Genomic DNA, 19,011 nt, shown 5'->3' with positions numbered 1-19,011 from the left:
ATCAGCGCCATTCATTTTTGAGCTAACGCAATTAATGTTCAGTTGCTAACAAGTTTTTCTGTTACAAGAAAAACGCTTCATTCAGTGGCATCGGTTTATAAAACAGATAACCTTGCCCTACTTTGCAGCCAAGCTCCAACAATGTTTGACGATCTTTTTCCGTTTCCACACCTTCTGCTACTGCACGCATGTTCAGGTTTTCTGCAAGTTGGATGATGGTTCGAATAATTGCCAATGTTCCTGGCTCATTCATATTCGAAATGAATGAACGATCGATTTTTAATTCTTCGACAGGCAGTTTTTGCAAGTAGCTGAGTGATGAGTAACCTGTTCCAAAATCATCAATCGACGTAGTAAAGCCGCACTGCTTCAAGTGTTTGAATACTTTATTGGCTGTCTCGATATCAACAAAGCCAATTCGTTCTGTAATTTCCAATTGAATCCACTGTGGATCAATACCATACTCGGCAGTCATATCCATCAGATGCGGAACAAATGAATGATGGAAAAAATGATCTGCTGATATGTTGATAGCTACTTGTCGAACCTTCAAGCCCTGCTCTACTCTTTTTTTCATCCAGTCCAACACTTGCTGTAAGATGTTCTGCTCCAACAAACGAATCTTGCCATTTTTTTCAGCTGCTGGAATAAAGACATCCGGCGGAATCGTGCCAAGGTCCGGTGAAGTCCAGCGAGCGAGCGCTTCAAAGCTTAAAATTTCACCAGTTGCCAAATCGACTTTCGGCTGCAGGTGCACGCCCACTTCATTGCGCCTGAGGGCTGCGGTCAATTCATTAGCCACACGCAGGTATTTCATCATAAACTCATCATGTTCACTCTCAAAATAACAAATCGCTTCGCCTGTTCGAAGTTTTGCCTGAGACAAAGCACTATCTGCACAACGAATCAATTCTTCCGAATTCTCTTGATGAGGAGTCACAACTGCTACACCAATTTTCAAAGTTAGAAATAATTCCATATCGCCAACAGTAATCGGTTCGACTAGCCCCTGCAACAGATGCTCTAAATATTCCGGGATTTTAGTGAACGGCATCATGCTAAACATGGCCAACGTTGAATCTGAAAACCGGGCAATCAAGCCCTCAGAAGAATTTTGTGACAGCATCAACCGTTTGCCGATTTCACTCATAATGGTATCTCCTGTGCTGTGACCGTATTGATCGACTACTGCGACGTATTCATCTGTTGATATAAAGGCAATAAAGCCTTCTCGTTTTTCTTTGAGCAGTTCAGCGACTTCATTTCTGAAATAATTTCGGTTGGGCAATCCTGTATGCTCATCGACATAAGCAAGCCGCAGAATTTTTTCTTGCTGCTGAGAATACTTGATCGCCAGTGAAGTAATGGATCCGATTTCTTCCATAAAGGCTAAATCTTCTTCGTGTGGAGTCAATGGAACAGAAAAGTAAATCCCAAACGTACCCATTGTCTTTCCTTCAACGTTGAATATGGGAATGGACCAGCTTGCTACCAACCCATACTCTTTTACCAATTGCTGATGATTCCGCCATAGATAATCTGTGCCCATGTCTTCGACAACTACTAATTTCTGTCTATGAAACGCAGCTCCGCACGTTCCAATATCTTCTTCAACGGCTAAGCCACTAATCGCTTCTTGAAAACCTTTTGGCATAGAATTGGCTGCACCGATTTTATAAAATTCATCATCATCGATCAACAAAACTGTACATTTTGCACTATCAATAAAAAACGATTCGGCTGTATGACAGATGTCCTGCAACAGCACACTGAGCATATGTCCTTTTTCAATGCCTCTATACGTTTCTTTTTGAAGTTTAATCAGCGCTTCCGCACGCTTACGATCTGTAATATCGTGCTGTAGCATCAAAGTGAAATTGAAATTCTTCTCTGGAAAAGACAAAGGCTCCACTGATATTTCGTTCCAAAAAGGTGTGCCGTTTTTTCGGTAATTGACGATTTCAACTACTCCACTCTCACCAGAAGCCACGCAAGCACGTACTTTATCACTTGCTTCTTTCGCTGTTTTTTCTCCGTGCAGAAAGCGTCCATTGCGCCCAAGCGTTTCCGCTTCGCTATAGCCGATCATTTTGTAGAAAGCATCATTTGCATAAACGATGGGATGATTTTCTATTTCAGAATTGATGATTAGAAACGATGTATGGAATTCTACACCTAGACGGCGCAGCCACTCTATAATCACTTTCTTATCTCTTTCAAGTTCATTCGTGTACATGCGACACGTCCCTCCTGCTGTTATTTCTATGTACTTCAACTGAACAATATACATTCACCTTTACATGCTGATACGAAGAAATTTGACCATCTACAACTTAAAGTGGTGCCGCTATATAACGAAAAAAAGTATAGACTTCTGCAAGCTGAGCGTAGCAGCTAGAAGAATCGCTATCACTACGAGAAATGAAGTGCCTCTTCAAATTTAATAATGTAAAAATACAGCTACCAAGCAGTTTTACTCGGTAGCTGCATGAATTTATTTATATAAGGGATGCGCAGCAGTTAGTTTAGCCGTACGTTCTGTAGCATCTTTTTTCACGCTTTCGTCTTCCGGATTTTTCAAAAGCATGGCCATAATCGCAGCAATTTCTTTCATATCCTGTTCTTTAAATCCACGAGATGTAACAGCAGCAGTTCCTAAGCGGATACCCGATGTGACAAATGGGCTTTCCGGATCGAATGGAATGGTATTTTTGTTCGTCGTAATACCAACTTCATCAAGTACATGTTCTGCAACTTTCCCGGTCAGATTTAACGAACGAAGATCGAGCAGCAGCAAATGATTGTCCGTGCCGCCAGATACGATATTCACACCTTCTGCGATCAATGCTTTAGCTAGTGCATCCGCATTTTTTACAACTTGTTCAATATAGGTTTTGAATTCTGGTTGTTGCGCTTCGCCAAATGCAACGGCTTTCGCTGCGATTACATGCATAAGCGGACCGCCTTGAATTCCTGGGAAAATCGTTTTATCAATTTTTTTCGCAAATTCTGCGTTACAAAGAATCAATCCACCACGTGGCCCACGCAATGTTTTATGCGTAGTCGATGTAACGAAATGAGCATGAGGGACAGGATTGGAATGAGCTCCAGTAGCAACTAGACCTGCAATATGAGCCATGTCGACCATCAAGTATGCGCCAACTTCATCAGCAATTTCACGGAACTTAGCAAAATCCAATTGACGTGAGTAAGCACTTGCTCCAGCAACGATCATTTTTGGCTTATGCTCTAATGCCGCTTGACGAACTGCTTCATAATCAATTAATTGCTCTTCTTCCGTGACTCCGTACTCAACAAAATTATACTGCATCCCACTAAAATTCACTTTGCTACCATGTGTTAAATGCCCACCATGGTTTAAGTTCATCCCAAGAATCGTATCGCCTTTGTCCAAAATGGCTGTGTATACAGCCATATTGGCCTGTGATCCTGAGTGAGGTTGAACGTTCGCATGCTCTGCGCCAAAAATCTCTTTCAGCCGGTCACGTGCAATGTTTTCAACCACATCTACATATTCACAGCCTCCGTAATAGCGTTTGCCCGGATAGCCTTCTGCGTATTTGTTTGTTAATACTGATCCTTGTGCATCCATAACGGCTTGCGAAACAAAGTTTTCAGAAGCAATCAATTCGATATTCGCTTCTTGTCTTCCTTTTTCTGCATTCATCGCTTCATATACTGCTGGGTCTTGCGTCTTAATCAATTCCATCCGTATATCCCTCCCGTGATTGAACAAGCTCACGATTATAGTTCGCACGCTCACCGCCAATTAATTTCGGCCGTGTCGTAGCGGATGCCACAACCGCTTCACCTACTAGTTTAACAGATGTACGCAACGGAACGGCAACTCTTTTTAAATGCATGCCAATCATTGTTTGTCCAATATCAATCCCCGCATGTGCCTGGATTTCTTCTACCACCACAGGATCGATCATATTACCGAATGCGTATGCACTCATTGACCCTCCCGCTTTTGGAGCAGGAATCACCGTGACCGGTTCCCAGCCATATTTTTCAGCTGCCCGGCGCTCTACAGTCAAGGCCCGGTTAATGTGTTCGCAGCCTTGAAACGCCAAAAAGAGATGGTGGCGAGCTGCAAATTTTGCTAAAGGTCCAAACAAACTTTCTGCAATATCCAGGCCTCCACCTGTTCCGATACGCTTTCCTGCTACTTCTGATGTTGAACAGCCGACTACAAACACTTGGCCTTTCCTGAATTCGATCTGCTGCTCTAATTCGCTTAAAACCTCTTCAAGTTGCAATTGCCATAAAGTTTGCATGCCGACTCCTCCTTATTTTTCGAGGTCTGTGATTTTTTGAATGCGTTTTTCGTGTCTACCGCCTTCAAATTCTTCAGTTAGCCAAGTCTGCGCAATTTCGCGTGCAAGACCTGGACCAATAACGCGCTCGCCCATTGCTAAAATATTCGAATCGTTATGTCCTCTTGTCGCTTTTGCACTAAATACATCATGCACAAGTGCACAACGGATTCCTTTAACTTTATTCGCAGAGATAGACATCCCGATACCCGTGCCGCAAATCAAAATACCCCGATCAAATTCTCCACTTGCTACAAGATCTGCTACCGGTTTTGCATAATCTGGGTAATCTACTGAATCGTCTGTATGTGGACCAAAATCTTTGTATTCAATCCCAATTTCGTTCATTAAATTAACGATTTCTTTCCGTAGATTATTGCCGCCATGATCTGATGAAATTGCTACTCTCATAATATACCCTCTTTTCTTGGAATCAAATTTATGAATCAGCAAAAGCGCCAGTGTCGAATCATGCCGAATTTTCTTCACGCTTTTAATTAATTCTAACATTTTTACGCAAAAAAGACAGGCAAACCCCTGAAAGGCTTGTCTGTCTTTTTTGCTCACGTCATTTTGAGAACGATTTTATCAATTAAGAACTTGAGTTCTTGGAATGTTTTTTCATACAGCTCCAGTGGTCCACCGTATGGATCACTAATATCCTTACTCGAATCTTTGGCGAATTCAGTTAACGTATGAAGTTTAGTGGCCACTTCCGGATATGCTTGCAACAGCGTCATTTTATGTGAATGGGTCATAGTTAAAACTAATTCTGCCCACTGCAAATCTTCAGCATCGAGCGGCTTTGAAGTATGCGCAAACGAAATTTGCTGTTGGTTCAGAACCGCTTGGGCGTTTGTAGAGAGTGAGGCAATTCCAGCGAATATACCAGCAGAACGCGCTTCTACACCAGCCACATTTTTGGACATTAAGATTGCTTCAGCCATCGGACTTCGGCATGTATTGCCCGTGCAAACAAAAAGAATTTTCATGTTGCATCTCCTTTCAGCAACTCAACTAAACCATTTATGGTCGGCCGCTTTTTCGAGTCTATTCATTAATGCGTCATTTTCTTTCATGCCAGATTCTACTGATGCCAAAATCAAGTCAGCATCTGTTAAATCGCATTTCCGTAAACTAGCATAGAGGCTGTCCATCGACAGTGGAAAATTAAAGTCAGCCATTGGGTATTCAGTTTCGCTAATGACTGCGATGCTTTTCCCTTTTTCTTGAACGTATTCGATCGCCTTTTCAATCAAGCCTTTTTCATTTTCAATCAAATACAAAGGAGCTGTAGGCGCGTAATGCATGTATTTCATTCCTGGTGATTTAGGTACATTGCTTGTGTTACCTGATGACGACCGGACCGTTCCGATTACTGCCTCTATTTGTTCTTTTGAAACTTTACCCGGACGTAAAATGACCGGTGGTTCGCTCGTCATATCTAAAACAGTTGACTCTATACCAATCTCAGTAGCTCCCCCGTCCAAAATCAATGGGATTTTAGACTCCATATCATGAAATACATGTTCAGCTAAAGTTGGACTAGGCTTGCCGCTCGTGTTGGCACTCGGCGCAGCTAAAGGCAATTGCAATTTTTGCAGTAAGGTTAACGCAACTGGATGATTGGGTACGCGAATTCCGACCGTTTGCAAACCCGCTGTTACATTAGACGCAAAAATTTCAGGTTCGGCTTTTAAAATCAACGTCAAAGCACCCGGCCAAAAAGCATCCATGCAGTCCAATGCTTTTGATGATACTTCTTGTACATATCTCAATGCCGTTTCTTTTGAATCAACATGAACAATCAGTGGATTATCTGCAGGACGGCCCTTTGCTTCAAAAATTTTACTGACTGCTTCAAAATTCGTTGCATCTGCTCCTAGACCATATACTGTTTCGGTTGGAAAAGCGACTATTTCACCAGATTTCAAAATATCCACAGCCTGTGTATAACTTTTTTCCTCATCCACATTTTTATCCACAACAACAATTTTCGTTTTCACACGAACAACTCCTATTTTTAAGGGTTTTTCATCTTTTATCCACAAATCGTGGATAAAGTCATGTAGCCTGTGCGTAACTTGTGTATAAATTACTCGATTACCGCAAAAACCATTCGGTCATTTTTGTTGATATCTTTTTTACAATAGATTAATGCTGTCGGAAAAGCTCTTTTTAGCATCTTTTCTACGGCAGCTCCTTGTTGATAACCTATTTCAAACCCGATAATTCCCGGTTTATTTAGCAATTTAGGAAATTGTTTTGCCATTTTTTCATAAAGTGCCAATCCTTCATTATCTGCAAACAAAGCATGATGCGGCTCAAAATCACGAACGCTATCCGATAGTCCTGGGGCTTCTGCATAGGCGATATAGGGCGGATTGGATAATATAACGTCCCATTTTTGATTTTCGATTGGTTTTGTTACATCACCTAACCGAAAATCAATTTCAGCATTTAACTCTTCCGCATTTTGCATTGCTGTTTGTAGCGCTGGCTCGGAGATATCTGTCGCAGTGACCTGCGCTTGTGGCAATTCACATTTCATCGTAATGGCAATAACACCACTTCCCGTACCAATATCCGCAATTGCGATTTCTTTTTTTAACATATGGCGTTCGATTAGTTGCAGCGTTTCTTCTATTAACTCTTCAGTTTCTGGTCTAGGAATTAATACATCGGCATTTACGCGAAATTGCCTCCCATAAAATTCTTCTGTACCTGTCAAATGTTGGACAGGAATTCCTTTTGTGTGTAGTTCAATATTCGCCCAAAAACTTTCTAATTGCGCTTCGGTTATTTCATCACGCATTGATGCCATTAACCCTGAATACGAAAGACCCAGTTCGTGTTGAAGAAGAACACGTGCGGCTCCTTCTTCGCGGCCATTTTCCTCTAAATAAGAAGAAGCCCTCTTCAGGGCCTCATAAACATACTTAAGCTTGGTCATTATTGAGACTTTCCATACGAGCAGATTGTTCTTCAATAATCAAGGCATCAATAATTTCATCCATTTTCCCTTGTAAAATCTGATCCAACTTTTGAATGGTTAAACCAATTCGATGATCCGTTACACGATTTTGAGGAAAATTATATGTGCGGATTCGTTCAGAACGGTCACCCGTTCCAACAGCTGATTTTCGGACTGCATCGTATTCAGCCTGAGCTTCTTGCTGGAATTTTTCGTAAACACGCGCACGTAATACTTTCATTGCACTCGCTTTGTTTTTAATTTGTGATTTCTCGTCCTGACACGTTACTACTGTATTCGTCGGAAGATGCGTCAAACGAACAGCTGACATGGTCGTGTTTACCGATTGTCCACCCGCTCCAGAAGATGCATACGTATCGGTACGAATATCATTTTCATGAATATCAACTTCTACTTCTTCAACTTCTGGTAAACAAGCAACCGTAGCAGTAGAAGTATGAATACGTCCGCCTGATTCTGTTTCCGGAACGCGTTGTACACGGTGTGCGCCATTTTCGTATTTCATTTTTGAATAAGCGCCTTTACCGGTAATCATAAAGACGATTTCCTTGAATCCGCCAAGACCCGTCGGATTTGAATCCATTACTTGCACTTTCCAGCCATTGGATTCAGCAAAACGCGTATACATGCGGTATAAATCTCCAGCGAACAAAGCTGCTTCATCGCCACCTGCTGCTCCACGAATTTCCATAATAACGTTTTTGTCATCATTCGGATCTTTTGGAATCAATAATTTGTGAAGGCGCTCTTCAACAACCGAAACCTGTTGGTCTAGTTCACTCACTTCTTCTTTGACCATTTCACGCATATCGGCATCCATTTTTTCGTCGAACATGGCTTTGGCTTCTGCCAATTGAGTGGTTAAGTCTTTGTATTCACGGTAACTTTCAACCGTTTCTTGCAAGTCTGATTGTTCTTTTGAATAGTCGCGTAACTTATTGGTATCACTAACGATATCTGGATCACTTAGCAATTCATTTAAACGGTCATACCGATCTTCTACTGATTGTAATCGATCAAACATAGGTGTCACCTCAAGTTCTAATTTTTGGTTATTGTTGTGATATTCCGCAAACTAGCTCCGCTTTCCTGCGGGCTTGCACCGAACTAACTCGGGCTTTATGCCCGAGTGGATTTCGGTACTTCGCTATCCCGCGGGAGTCTCCGCTAGTTTGCTTCATATCTTAATAAATGATATTAATAATCAAAGTCTTCACTGATGATTTAATGATAAGCCAACTGTAATTTTTAAATAGAGTTTTCACTTTACATAATTGTTCACATGACTCTTAGAAGGAAGAGCGGAAGGCGGCGAAGGGCAAAGATATGCTCCTGCATCGCTGCGCTGCTTCGTCGCAAGCGTCCGCCTGCAGCGATTTCGTCAAAACCATCTCAATATCTATACTCTATTCACTTAACAGTAACGCCAGTCGGCACTTCATGGTGATGGCGGCAGCGAGGTTCGTAGGCTTCTGATGCGCCGACCAAAATGGTTGGATCGTCCGAGCCTGCCGGTTTTCCATCGATTAAACGTTGCGTGCGACTTGCCGGTGAACCACAAACTGTGCAAACTGCTTGAAGTTTTGTTACTTGCTCAGCAATTGCGAGTAGTGCTGGCATTGGTCCGAACGGACGGCCTCTAAAGTCTTGGTCGAGTCCCGCAACAATTACACGGAATCCGTGATTGGCGAGTTTCTGAACATTGCCAATAATATCTTCGTCAAAAAACTGAGCTTCATCTATAGCAATTACATCAAATTCATCCGTAATGTATTCCCACATTTCAGATGAGAAAGAAATGGGCAAGGCAATTACAGTTGAACCATTATGCGAAACGACCTCTTCTTTACTATAACGATCGTCGATTTTCGGTTTAAATACAGCAATTTTCTGTTTAGCAAATTGGGAACGACGGACACGGCGAATCAATTCTTCCGATTTCCCGGAAAACATACTTCCGCAGATCAATTCGACCCAGCCTGTTTGCTTCATAACATACATAGGTGAGACCCCTTTCAAACACTTGTGTTTTTTACTGTTTTAGCGATCAGTAACGCTTTTTATCCCTAGTTATTTACTCAATGAGCGAAGAAATAGATGGATTAAGAGGTTTCTTTGCTATTTATCATACCAAAATAATGTCGTAACCTGCTGATTTTCTGGAATATGTAAGGCGTTTTTTCCGATATAAAACGAAAAAATACCCGCCAGGCGTTTTCGCGCGAGGCAGGTATAATTTTAATTGATAGAAGAAAGCAAAAGACTGGAAGTTGGAAATTCAACAATTGACATCCCCAATCCCAGTCTAGCGCTGAGCAAGTATTACTCGTTAATTTCTTCTTTTAAGCCGTATTTTTTGTTGAAACGATCTACGCGGCCATCAGCTGCTGCGAATTTCTGACGTCCAGTGTAGAATGGATGACATTCCGAGCAAAGCTCAACGTTGATGTTTTCTTTTACAGAACCAGTTGTGAAAGAGTTTCCACATGAGCAAGTTACTGTAGCTTGTTTGTAATCTGGGTGAATTCCTGTTTTCATTGTAATTTTCTCCTCTCGCCCTGAACCATCTGGAACAGAGTTTAATCTATTTTACTATTGCCTTACACGGTTCTTCAGACCGTATATGCAATAGCTTTGCTTTAATTCATTATCATAATCATATCAAATTCCTGCGTCTTTTGCAAGTAATTAAATCATCTTCTTATTGTTCCGATGCGTTTTCATCTCAGTTGCTAATTGCTCAAAAAATTCTTCATTGGTATTTGTTTGACCTAGTTTTTTCAGGAAACGTTCTCCAAAATCATGTGTATCCGAGAACGTTTTTCGAATAGCCCAAAGCTTTTCAAGTTGTTTCGGTTCAATTAACAATTCCTCTTTACGTGTGCCAGAACGACGAATATCAAGTGCTGGGAAGACTCGGCGCTCGGCCAAACTGCGGTCAAGATGCAATTCCATGTTACCTGTTCCTTTAAATTCCTCATAAATAACTTCATCCATACGCGATCCAGTTTCTACTAAAGCTGTCGCTAAAATAGTTAAACTGCCGCCTTCTTCGATATTACGTGCTGCTCCGAAAAAGCGTTTTGGTCGGTGGAAAGCTGCTGGATCGATTCCTCCTGATAGTGTACGTCCACTCGGAGGAATCACCAAATTATATGCTCGAGCTAGGCGCGTAATTGAGTCCATTAAAATAACTACGTCTCGTTTATGTTCAACGAGGCGCATAGCACGTTCAAGAACAAGTTCAGCGACTTTCACGTGGTTTTCAGGGACTTCATCAAACGTCGACGACACGACATCTGCATTTACTGATCGCTCGATGTCCGTTACTTCCTCTGGACGTTCATCTATTAGCAAGACAATTAGTTCTGCTTCTGGGTGATTCGTTGTAATGGAATTAGCGATTTCTTTTAGTAGCATTGTCTTACCCGCTTTAGGCGGCGCTACGATTAAACCGCGCTGACCAAATCCGACAGGCGATACTAAATCCATAATGCGCGTAGATAAATGAGCCGGCGTCGTTTCTAAACGAATGTGACGATCTGGGTAAAGTGGTGTAAGCCCTGGAAAGTGAACACGTTCTTTCGCCACTTCTGGATCTTCACCGTTGACTGCTTCTACTTGCAGCAACCCGAAATAGCGTTCATTTTCTTTCGGCGGACGTACTTTCCCTGAAACTTTATCGCCATTTCTCAAATCAAAACGACGGATTTGAGAAGCGGAAATATAAATATCCTGTGAGCTAGGCGAATAATTGATTGGTCGTAAGAAACCAAAACCTTCAGATTGGATAATTTCCAATACACCTTCCATAAAGAAAAAACCTTCTTGTTCTGCACGCGTTTTCAAAATCGCAAAAATTAGTTCCTTTTTAGATAGCTTACTGTAGTTAGTCAGCTTGTATTCTTTTGCTAAATTGTAAAGCTCTTTTAACGTCATATTCTCCAGTGCGGAGATTGTTATCGTTGCCATGTATCGGACACCACTCTTATTCGTATTATTTTTTATAAATCGTTTAAATAGGCTTATTGCTTTGTTCATTTATCTGTTGATTTAAGCATTCTTAACGTCTGCTCGTTTAAAGATGATGCAGATGGCATTTGATTCTTGTTACGTAATTTGAGGATCAGTAGTGAATGATTGAGAAGATCTTAAAGAAGAAGCCCGGCAAATTGCCGGACTTATTTATGAAGTAGGATCGTTAATCGTTCATTACGAGATTTGGCTTTTTCTGCAGACTGTGACGTCCTTCGATAAAGCGAATGGTTCCTGATTTCGCTCGCATAACCAGTGTGTGGCTTTCTGCGAAGCCACCTTTTAGCTGAACGCCTTTTAACAGTTCTCCGTCTGTAACACCGGTTGCTGCAAAAATAGCATCGTCGCCTTTAACAAGATCATCCATCATCAACACTTTGTTCACATCAATACCCATATCCATGCAACGTTGTGCTTCTTCTTCATTTTGCGGAAGCAGCTTCCCTTGGATTTCGCCACCTAAGCATTTTAAACCAACTGCAGCGATTACGCCTTCAGGTGCTCCACCAATTCCGAATAGAATATCCACGCCTGTTTGATCAAATGCCGTATTGATTGCGCCGGCAACGTCTCCATCACCAATTAGCTTGATGCGGGCTCCCGCTGCACGAATCTGATCAATAACATCCTTGTGACGCGGACGATCCATAATTGTCGCAACCACGTCTTCAATGTCTTTATTTTTAGCTTTTGCTACAGCACGGAGATTATCAATAATTGGCGCATTGATATCAATTTTGCCAACCGATTCTGGGCCAACCGCAATTTTGTCCATGTACATATCAGGTGCATTTAACAGGTTGCCACGATCCGCGATTGCTAGAACTGCTAAAGCATTCCATCCACCAGCCGCGACAATATTCGTTCCTTCTAAAGGATCTACTGCAACGTCCACTTCAGGACCATTGCCTGTTCCTAATTCCTCACCGATATAAAGCATAGGTGCCTCGTCCATCTCACCTTCACCGATGACCACTACACCACGCATCGGAATGGTATCAAATACCGTTCTCATCGCTGTGGTCGCTGCATCATCTGCTTCGATTTTCATGCCGCGGCCCATCCATTTTGAAGAGGCAATTGCTGCTGCTTCAGTAATACGCACTAATTCCATTGATAAACTTCGTTCCATACGATCAGTTCCTCCGTTCAGCTTTAACTATGTCTTAACTAGTGTAGCACATATTTTTATGCTAAAAGAAGATCAATTTGCGTCTTGGCTAAGGTCGGACTTCATGCTCGTCACAGGGTCAATTGTTTCTCTCCGAATATCAGCACCCAGACCTTGAAGCTTCTCAATAATAGATGAATACCCACGTTCGATATGATAAATTTCACGAATTTCAGTTTCACCTTCTGCAAGTAGCCCTGCGATTACCAAAGCTGCTCCTGCACGTAAGTCAGATGCCACTACAGTTGCAGACGTCAATGGCGTTGGCCCTGTGACAATTGCTGCTCGGCCTTCAACACGGCCACTGGCATTCATGCGACGAAGTTCATCGATATGCTTGAAGCGTGCCGAGTAAATGGTGTCGGTAATCATAGAAGATCCTTGAGCCTGAGTCATAAGTACAGAAAATGGCTGCTGAAGATCTGTTGGAAACCCTGGGTAAACTAATGTTTTTACGTCAATCGCATGAAGATCAGTAGATTTCGGAATAAAAATCGATTCTTCACCTTCTTGAACGTCAACACCCATTTCACGCAATTTCGCAGTCAATGCTTCCATATGGAATGGAATTACGTTATCAATCGTCACGCCATCACCAATTGCAGCTGCCATAATCATGAATGTTCCGGCTTCGATTCGATCAGGAATGATTGTGTGATTGGTCCCATGTAATTCCTCTACACCGTCAATTCGGATAACATCGGTTCCGGCTCCTTTGATTTTGGCGCCCATATTCGTCAATAAAGTCGCAACGTCAATAATTTCCGGCTCTTTTGCCGCATTTTCAATCGTTGTCTGTCCTTTAGCCATAACAGCCGCCAACATAATGTTAATGGTTGCTCCGACACTGACAACATCTAAATAAATTTTAGCACCACGAAGTTCATCGGCACGCAAATAGATCGCACCTTGTTCATTCGTTACTTTTGCGCCAAGCGCTTCAAAGCCTTTAATATGCTGATCAATTGGACGAGGTCCTAAGAAACAGCCTCCCGGAAGACCAATTGCTGCGTGCTTAAATCGGCCAAGCATTGCGCCCATCATGTAATAAGAAGCTCGCAATTTTTTCACATTGCCATTTGGTAAAGGCATATCTACCATTGTCGTCGGATCAATCGTCATTGTTCCGTCTTCAAAAGTCACTTCTCCACCAATTTCCTCCAAAATACTTTTCAGTGTCCATGCATCAGAAATCCCCGGTAACCCTTCAATCGATACTGGCGAATTAGCTAATATCGACGCAGGAATCAATGCTACTGCACTATTTTTAGCGCCATTGACTTTAATCGTTCCGGAAAGGCGATTACCACCTTTTATTTTATAAACATCCATTGAATTTCTCCTTTATCCACTTTTCGGGCCGTTTGGTTGGCTTGAAAAGTTCCATTGGTTCGGCGCTTCAACTGATTGCCGATCTCAACTTGCATTTTTTCCACTTTCACGAAGGCGTCCCTTCCCATTTCAGGAAGGAATCGACTGTTTCAAACTTTTTTAGTTTACTTCTACTGAACGTTTTTCCCAGTCTGCAAGGAATGCTTCGATTCCTTGGTCTGTCAACGGGTGTCTGAACATTTGGTGCATCACTTTAATTGGCATTGTCGCAATATGTGCACCGTTTAAAGCCGCTTCTGTAACGTGCTGTGGATGGCGAATAGATGCCGCAATAATTTCTGAAGAAATATCATGGATTGCAAAAATTTCTGAAATTGTTGCGATCAAGTCCATGCCGTTATGTCCAATGTCATCAAGACGCCCAAGGAATGGTGACACGTAAGCCGCTCCAGCACGTGCTGCAAGCAATGCTTGGTTCGCACTGAAGATCAATGTAACGTTTACTTTTTTGCCTTCTGAGGCAAGAACTGCACAAGCTTTCAAGCCTTCTGGTGTCATCGGCAATTTCACTGTGATGTTTGGAGCAAGATCAGCCAATTCGCGGCCTTCTTTGATCATCCCTTCTGCATCAAGTGCAATTACTTCTCCACTAATTGAACCGTCAACAAGCGCAGCAATTTCTTTTAAGCGGTCATGGAACGAAACATTTTTTTCTTTTGCGACTAATGATGGATTTGTTGTAACCCCCGAAAGAATCCCCCATGCGTGTGCTTCTTTAATTTCGTCAAAGTTTGCTGTATCAATAAAAAATTTCATATGTTCTCTCCTCCAGTTTGACGGGAAAAAGAGAAGACGCCTTTCGGACGCTTCTCCTCCGTCTTGTTGTTTTTAAATTATGCTTTTCCTGAACTTCCGAACTCACGCATTTTACCAGTAACTGTTTTTTTAATCGCTTCACGGGCTGGTCCCATGTATTTGCGGGGATCATAAACATCCGCATCGTTTTTCAACACTTCACGAACTGCTTGAGCCGATGTAATTTGGCTTTCTGTGTTGACATTGATTTTCGATGTACCAAGAGAAACTGAACGTTGAATATCTTTTAATGGAATTCCTGTTCCGCCGTGCAACACGAGCGGTACGTCACATAGTTGTGAGATTTCTTCCATTTCTTTAAACCCTAAATTCGGTTCACCTTTATAAGGTCCATGAACCGAACCAAGTGCAGGTGCTAGGCAATCAATACCTGTTTGTTCAACCATTTGCTTGCATTCCTGTGGATCCGCGTAAATAACGCCATCCGCAATGATGTCGTCTTCTTGTCCACCGACAGTCCCTAATTCTGCTTCCACAGAAACATTGTGCTGACGTGCATATTCGACTACTTGTTTTGTAATTTCAATATTTTCTTCAAACGAATGATGAGATGCATCAATCATGACCGATGTAAATCCTGCATCAATCGCTTCTTTACACTTCTCAAAGCTCGAACCGTGGTCTAAATGAATCGCCACCGGAACCGTAATTTTATAATCGTGCATCAATCCTTTAACCATGTTAACAACTGTTGTAAATCCACCCATGTAACGTGCTGCGCCTTCAGAAACTCCACAAATAACTGGAGAATTTTCTTCTTGTGCGGCTTGAAGAATAGCCTGTGTGAATTCTAAATTATTTAAATTGAATTGACCAATTGCATATCCTTCTTGTTTACCTTTTATCATCATTTCTTTCATAGAAACTAACGGCATTTAAATTTCCTCCTCAGCGATGGTTAAAGCGAATATCCTTTATACTATATCAAAAACCCAGTAGTTACGCCACTTCTTCGCTATCTACTGTTCGAGTAGTTGCTTAACTGCATCACGCACTTCAAAGACATCGAAAGGCTTAGTGAAATAACGCTCCGCCCCCCAATTCATTGATTCTTTAATGAGATCGAGTTCACCATAAGCTGTCATCATGATGACGTGAATGCTAGGATTAGTCTTTTTCAAGCGCTTTAAAATCTCAATGCCATCCATTCCAGGAATTTTCATGTCTAGTAATACGAGATCCGGAGAAAATTCCTGTACTTTTTTAAGCGCTTCTATTCCGTTTCCCGCTGCGATTGCTTGATAACCTTCTTTGCTAAATACTTCTTTTAATAATAGTCGGATGCCTAGCTGATCGTCTACTATCAAAATAGTCTTCAAGAAGAGCCACTCCTTTATCTGCTATACTTTTTTACGAGGTGAGTTTTATGAATCGATTAACCGTACAATTTACACAGATGCTGGCACATTTGTCTCAGCAACATACTCCTATCCATAACATTGCTAGCGTATTAGCACAAGCCATTGTTGCAGAAGGTACTGTGTTTATCGCAGCCTTTGGTGAAATGAAAGCTGTGATTCCCGTTGCTTTAAACGGTTTGCCTACTGCCGTCGAATGGTCGCCTTCAAGCATCGTTCACAGGACTGATCGGGTCTGGATACTAGCTCTAAATGACGAAGGGGACGAGCTTGCTGGCAGGTTAGCAGATGCTGGCATTGCCTTTGCATTCGTTGCTGCGCACTCACATGAAAGTGAGTTGGCGGATGCTTTCTTCTCTCTAAATGACCTAGCAGGCAACCTATTACAGGACGATGACCAGCCTGCGTTGGTTCCGTATGCCTTAGCTGCACTGTATATTTATTATGCAGTCAAATTGAGTATAGACGATATGCTAGGTGAATAGGTGAATCCCTTCACAAAAGCCTTCCCTTTTTTTCAAGGGAAGGCTTTTGTGAATTCTTTATTTATTAGCGATAGATGCTCTCACAAACTCACGGAATAGTGGTTGTGGACGGTTTGGACGCGAAATAAATTCTGGGTGGAATTGGCAAGCTAGGAACCACGGGTGGTCGGCTAATTCAATAATCTCTACTAAACGGCCATCCGGGCTAGTTCCAGTGAATTTGAAGCCAGCATTCTCAAAAGCCTCACGGTATTCGTTATTGAACTCGTAACGATGACGGTGTCTTTCGTAAACCAGTTCTTCGCCGTAAGCTTCGTGTGCTTTCGAACCTATTGTAAGTTTCGCAGGGTACAAACCAAGACGAAGTGTTCCGCCTAAGTCTTCGATATCTTTTTGCTCAGGCAATAGATCGATAACCGGGAAAGACGTTTTCGCATTTAATTCAGAAGAATGTGCACCTTCTAAGTTCATGATGCTGCGTGCAAATTCAACAGAAGCGAGTTGCATTCCTAGGCAAATACCGAAGAATGGTACATTGTTTTCGCGCGCAAATTGAGTTGCTATGATTTTCCCTTCAACGCCACGATCGCCGAAACCACCAGGAACTAAAATGCCGTCACAGTCTTTTAGTTTTTCTGCAGCATTTTCTGCGTTGATGTGTTCCGCGTTGATCCAATCTACTTCGATTTCAGAATCAAACGCGAAGCCAGCATGCTTTAATGCTTCAACTACTGAAATGTAGGCATCTTGAAGTTCCACGTATTTCCCAACAAGGCCAATACGAACGCTCTTTTTAAGAGATTGTACTTTCTCAACAAGTGTTCTCCACTCTGTCATATCCGCTTCTGGCGCTTCAATTCCGAAATGATCTAGAACGATTTGGTCCATATGCTGCTCTTGCAAACGAAGTGGCATTTCGTAAATCACATCTACGTCACGTGATTCAATAACTTCTTCTGGCTTAATATCGCAGAACAATGCAATTTTGTCTTTCATGTCCTGTGGCACCGGATGTTCTGTGCGCACAACAATTAGGTTTGGTTGAATTCCAAGACTGCGAAGTTCTTTGACGCTATGCTGTGTCGGTTTTGTCTTCATTTCTTTCGCAGCACCTAGGTACGGAATCAATGTACAGTGAACATACATTACTTCATCGCGACCAAGATCTGATTTCATTTGACGGATTGCTTCAAGGAATGGCAGTGATTCGATGTCTCCAACCGTTCCACCGATTTCTGTAATGACCACATCTGCGTTCGCTGTTTTTGCAGCACGCAACAAGCGGTCTTTGATTTCATTTGTGATGTGTGGAATTACTTGAACCGTTCCACCTAAGTAATCGCCGCGACGTTCTTTTTGAATGACAGTTGAATATACTTTTCCTGTTGTTACGTTTGAGTATTTGTTTAAGTTGATGTCGATAAAACGTTCGTAGTGGCCAAGATCTAAATCTGTTTCTGCGCCATCATTCGTTACAAAAACTTCCCCGTGCTGGTATGGACTCATTGTTCCTGGGTCAATGTTGATGTACGGATCAAATTTTTGAATGGTCACATTCAACCCTCTGTTTTTCAACAAACGTCCTAATGATGCAGCTACGATACCTTTTCCCAGTGATGACACAACACCACCGGTTACAAATATATACTTCGTCATTCCTTTTCCTCCTCGAATGGTAAAAAATAAAAAGCGCTCCGCCTGCTGCATGCAGGGGAGCGCGTAAACTGTACGAATCATCTCTCCTATTGTAAGGAGCCCAAATAAAATATTATCCAGTCCGGCCTCATAAGTCAAGGTGAAAAAATGTTCAGTTTACTTTAAGTCATCTTCATCTTCGTCATCTTCATCTTCATCGTCTTCGTCATCAATGATGTTGCCATCCATATCTTCAACGAGTACGTCTACATCTTCTTTGTCTTCATCCACATCGAAGTCTAGTACTTCAACAGGCGATTTGATCAAATCGTCGTCATCTTCGTCTTCATCGTCTTCACCGAAGTCCTCAAACTCCAACTCGTCTTCAAGTGCCAAGTCATCCAGATCGTCAAAGCCTTCGTCATCCGACACTTTGGCTTTCTTTTTACGAGCTTTAACCGTTGGCGCAGATTCTTCTTCAATCTGTTCAACTGGGTACCACTCGCGAAGACCCCAACGGTTTTCGCCTAAAATCAAAAAGCGGCCATCAATGTTCAAATCTGTATAAAACTGGACTAATCGATTTTTCATATCCTCTTTAGATAGGCTCAGTAACTTTTCAATTTCTGCAACCAATTCTGCATAGGTTTTTGTTTCATGTGTCTCTTGCAACATCGCATATGTCAAGTCAACAAACGACTCTTCTATTAGTTCTTCTTTAGATAATTCACGAATTTTCATTCCGTGCACGTCCCTTCTTCTTTCATAACTTAATTCATTATAT

Annotated in this window: 20 protein-coding genes; 1 reads left to right on the top strand and 19 read right to left on the bottom strand. The window is 42.0% G+C overall.

Features of this window, described 5'->3' with window-relative positions; genetic code table 11:
- Positions 1-61 precede the first annotated feature (61 nt).
- From AUO94_RS12120 to AUO94_RS12045, 17 genes are all read right to left on the bottom strand, one after another.
- Positions 62-2,236 (bottom strand): EAL domain-containing protein, encoded by a 2,175-nt coding sequence (locus tag AUO94_RS12120; RefSeq protein WP_058384460.1) that lies wholly within the window; start codon positions 2,234-2,236, stop codon positions 62-64.
- 258 nt (positions 2,237-2,494) lie between these two features.
- Positions 2,495-3,730, bottom strand: a complete 1,236-nt coding sequence (gene glyA, locus AUO94_RS12115) for a serine hydroxymethyltransferase (protein ID WP_058384459.1) — start codon at positions 3,728-3,730, stop codon at positions 2,495-2,497.
- Positions 3,717-4,301 (bottom strand): TIGR01440 family protein, encoded by a 585-nt coding sequence (locus tag AUO94_RS12110; RefSeq protein WP_058384458.1) that lies wholly within the window; start codon positions 4,299-4,301, stop codon positions 3,717-3,719. Before AUO94_RS12110 ends, glyA begins: the two co-directional genes overlap by 14 nt.
- Before the next feature lie 12 nt (positions 4,302-4,313).
- The gene (gene rpiB / locus AUO94_RS12105) at positions 4,314-4,751 is read right to left on the bottom strand and encodes a ribose 5-phosphate isomerase B (RefSeq protein ID WP_058384457.1); all 438 of its coding nucleotides are present in this window, start codon (positions 4,749-4,751) and stop codon (positions 4,314-4,316) included.
- 152 nt (positions 4,752-4,903) lie between these two features.
- Positions 4,904-5,332 carry a low molecular weight protein arginine phosphatase gene (locus AUO94_RS12100; protein ID WP_058384456.1) on the bottom strand — a complete coding sequence of 143 codons (429 nt, stop codon included), beginning with the start codon at positions 5,330-5,332 and terminating at the stop codon, positions 4,904-4,906.
- A 21-nt stretch (positions 5,333-5,353) separates the two neighbouring features.
- Positions 5,354-6,346 (bottom strand): L-threonylcarbamoyladenylate synthase, encoded by a 993-nt coding sequence (locus AUO94_RS12095; protein WP_058384455.1) that lies wholly within the window; start codon positions 6,344-6,346, stop codon positions 5,354-5,356.
- Positions 6,347-6,435: 89 nt separating this feature from the next.
- The gene (gene prmC / locus AUO94_RS12090; protein ID WP_058384454.1) at positions 6,436-7,293 is read right to left on the bottom strand and encodes a peptide chain release factor N(5)-glutamine methyltransferase; all 858 of its coding nucleotides are present in this window, start codon (positions 7,291-7,293) and stop codon (positions 6,436-6,438) included.
- Positions 7,280-8,359, bottom strand: coding sequence for a peptide chain release factor 1 (gene prfA, locus AUO94_RS12085; protein WP_058384453.1), 1,080 nt, complete (start codon positions 8,357-8,359; stop codon positions 7,280-7,282). Before prfA ends, prmC begins: the two co-directional genes overlap by 14 nt.
- 386 nt (positions 8,360-8,745) lie before the next feature.
- Entirely contained in the window at positions 8,746-9,336 is a 591-nt protein-coding gene (locus AUO94_RS12080; RefSeq protein WP_058384452.1) for a thymidine kinase, read from the bottom strand.
- Positions 9,337-9,657: 321 nt separating this feature from the next.
- A complete protein-coding gene (rpmE, locus tag AUO94_RS12075; RefSeq protein WP_008432981.1) occupies positions 9,658-9,873 on the bottom strand; it encodes a 50S ribosomal protein L31 in 216 nt (71 codons plus the stop codon).
- Between the two features lie 150 nt (positions 9,874-10,023).
- Positions 10,024-11,307 (bottom strand): transcription termination factor Rho, encoded by a 1,284-nt coding sequence (gene rho / locus AUO94_RS12070; RefSeq protein ID WP_058384451.1) that lies wholly within the window; start codon positions 11,305-11,307, stop codon positions 10,024-10,026.
- Positions 11,308-11,536: 229 nt separating this feature from the next.
- Positions 11,537-12,502 carry a class II fructose-bisphosphatase gene (gene glpX / locus AUO94_RS12065; RefSeq protein WP_058384450.1) on the bottom strand — a complete coding sequence of 322 codons (966 nt, stop codon included), beginning with the start codon at positions 12,500-12,502 and terminating at the stop codon, positions 11,537-11,539.
- A gap of 72 nt (positions 12,503-12,574) precedes the next feature.
- The gene (locus tag AUO94_RS12060; RefSeq protein ID WP_058384449.1) at positions 12,575-13,873 is read right to left on the bottom strand and encodes a UDP-N-acetylglucosamine 1-carboxyvinyltransferase; all 1,299 of its coding nucleotides are present in this window, start codon (positions 13,871-13,873) and stop codon (positions 12,575-12,577) included.
- Positions 13,855-13,983, bottom strand: a complete 129-nt coding sequence (locus AUO94_RS17705; RefSeq protein WP_256204103.1) for a hypothetical protein — start codon at positions 13,981-13,983, stop codon at positions 13,855-13,857. Before AUO94_RS17705 ends, AUO94_RS12060 begins: the two co-directional genes overlap by 19 nt.
- 49 nt (positions 13,984-14,032) lie before the next feature.
- Positions 14,033-14,689, bottom strand: a complete 657-nt coding sequence (gene fsa / locus AUO94_RS12055) for a fructose-6-phosphate aldolase (protein WP_058384448.1) — start codon at positions 14,687-14,689, stop codon at positions 14,033-14,035.
- Positions 14,690-14,766: 77 nt separating this feature from the next.
- The gene (locus AUO94_RS12050) at positions 14,767-15,624 is read right to left on the bottom strand and encodes a class II fructose-bisphosphate aldolase (protein WP_058384447.1); all 858 of its coding nucleotides are present in this window, start codon (positions 15,622-15,624) and stop codon (positions 14,767-14,769) included.
- Between the two features lie 84 nt (positions 15,625-15,708).
- On the bottom strand, positions 15,709-16,068 hold the full coding sequence (locus tag AUO94_RS12045) for a response regulator (protein ID WP_058384446.1): 360 nt from the start codon (positions 16,066-16,068) through the stop codon (positions 15,709-15,711).
- Positions 16,069-16,115: 47 nt separating this feature from the next.
- Between AUO94_RS12045 and AUO94_RS12040 the strand changes: the two genes are divergently transcribed.
- On the top strand, positions 16,116-16,592 hold the full coding sequence (locus AUO94_RS12040; RefSeq protein WP_058384445.1) for a DUF2529 family protein: 477 nt from the start codon (positions 16,116-16,118) through the stop codon (positions 16,590-16,592).
- A gap of 57 nt (positions 16,593-16,649) precedes the next feature.
- Here AUO94_RS12040 and AUO94_RS12035 read toward each other — a convergent pair whose 3' ends face one another.
- Together AUO94_RS12035 and rpoE are read right to left on the bottom strand one after the other, a co-directional pair.
- Entirely contained in the window at positions 16,650-18,248 is a 1,599-nt protein-coding gene (locus tag AUO94_RS12035; RefSeq protein ID WP_058384444.1) for a CTP synthase, read from the bottom strand.
- Between the two features lie 156 nt (positions 18,249-18,404).
- Complete coding sequence (gene rpoE / locus AUO94_RS12030) at positions 18,405-18,968, bottom strand: DNA-directed RNA polymerase subunit delta (RefSeq protein WP_058384443.1); 564 nt, start codon at positions 18,966-18,968, stop codon at positions 18,405-18,407.
- Positions 18,969-19,011 lie beyond the last annotated feature (43 nt).

The sequence above is a fragment of the Planococcus kocurii genome (assembly GCF_001465835.2).
GTDB classification, from domain to species: Bacteria; Bacillota; Bacilli; order Bacillales_A; family Planococcaceae; genus Planococcus; species Planococcus kocurii.
Note: the sequence above shows the minus strand (reverse complement) of the source record. Positions and strands in the feature narration are given on the sequence as shown.

Coding starts and splice junctions, on each gene's coding strand:
- AUO94_RS12120 (WP_058384460.1), bottom strand. CDS start 2,236: ATGTACACGAATGAACTTGAAAGAGATAAGAAAGTGATTATAGAGTGG.
- glyA (WP_058384459.1), bottom strand. CDS start 3,730: ATGGAATTGATTAAGACGCAAGACCCAGCAGTATATGAAGCGATGAAT.
- AUO94_RS12110 (WP_058384458.1), bottom strand. CDS start 4,301: ATGCAAACTTTATGGCAATTGCAACTTGAAGAGGTTTTAAGCGAATTA.
- rpiB (WP_058384457.1), bottom strand. CDS start 4,751: ATGAGAGTAGCAATTTCATCAGATCATGGCGGCAATAATCTACGGAAA.
- AUO94_RS12100 (WP_058384456.1), bottom strand. CDS start 5,332: ATGAAAATTCTTTTTGTTTGCACGGGCAATACATGCCGAAGTCCGATG.
- prmC (WP_058384454.1), bottom strand. CDS start 7,293: ATGACCAAGCTTAAGTATGTTTATGAGGCCCTGAAGAGGGCTTCTTCT.
- prfA (WP_058384453.1), bottom strand. CDS start 8,359: ATGTTTGATCGATTACAATCAGTAGAAGATCGGTATGACCGTTTAAAT.
- AUO94_RS12080 (WP_058384452.1), bottom strand. CDS start 9,336: ATGTATGTTATGAAGCAAACAGGCTGGGTCGAATTGATCTGCGGAAGT.
- rpmE (WP_008432981.1), bottom strand. CDS start 9,873: ATGAAAACAGGAATTCACCCAGATTACAAACAAGCTACAGTAACTTGC.
- rho (WP_058384451.1), bottom strand. CDS start 11,307: ATGGCAACGATAACAATCTCCGCACTGGAGAATATGACGTTAAAAGAG.
- glpX (WP_058384450.1), bottom strand. CDS start 12,502: ATGGAACGAAGTTTATCAATGGAATTAGTGCGTATTACTGAAGCAGCA.
- AUO94_RS12060 (WP_058384449.1), bottom strand. CDS start 13,873: ATGGATGTTTATAAAATAAAAGGTGGTAATCGCCTTTCCGGAACGATT.
- fsa (WP_058384448.1), bottom strand. CDS start 14,689: ATGAAATTTTTTATTGATACAGCAAACTTTGACGAAATTAAAGAAGCA.
- AUO94_RS12050 (WP_058384447.1), bottom strand. CDS start 15,624: ATGCCGTTAGTTTCTATGAAAGAAATGATGATAAAAGGTAAACAAGAA.
- AUO94_RS12040 (WP_058384445.1), top strand. CDS start 16,116: ATGAATCGATTAACCGTACAATTTACACAGATGCTGGCACATTTGTCT.
- AUO94_RS12035 (WP_058384444.1), bottom strand. CDS start 18,248: ATGACGAAGTATATATTTGTAACCGGTGGTGTTGTGTCATCACTGGGA.
- rpoE (WP_058384443.1), bottom strand. CDS start 18,968: ATGAAAATTCGTGAATTATCTAAAGAAGAACTAATAGAAGAGTCGTTT.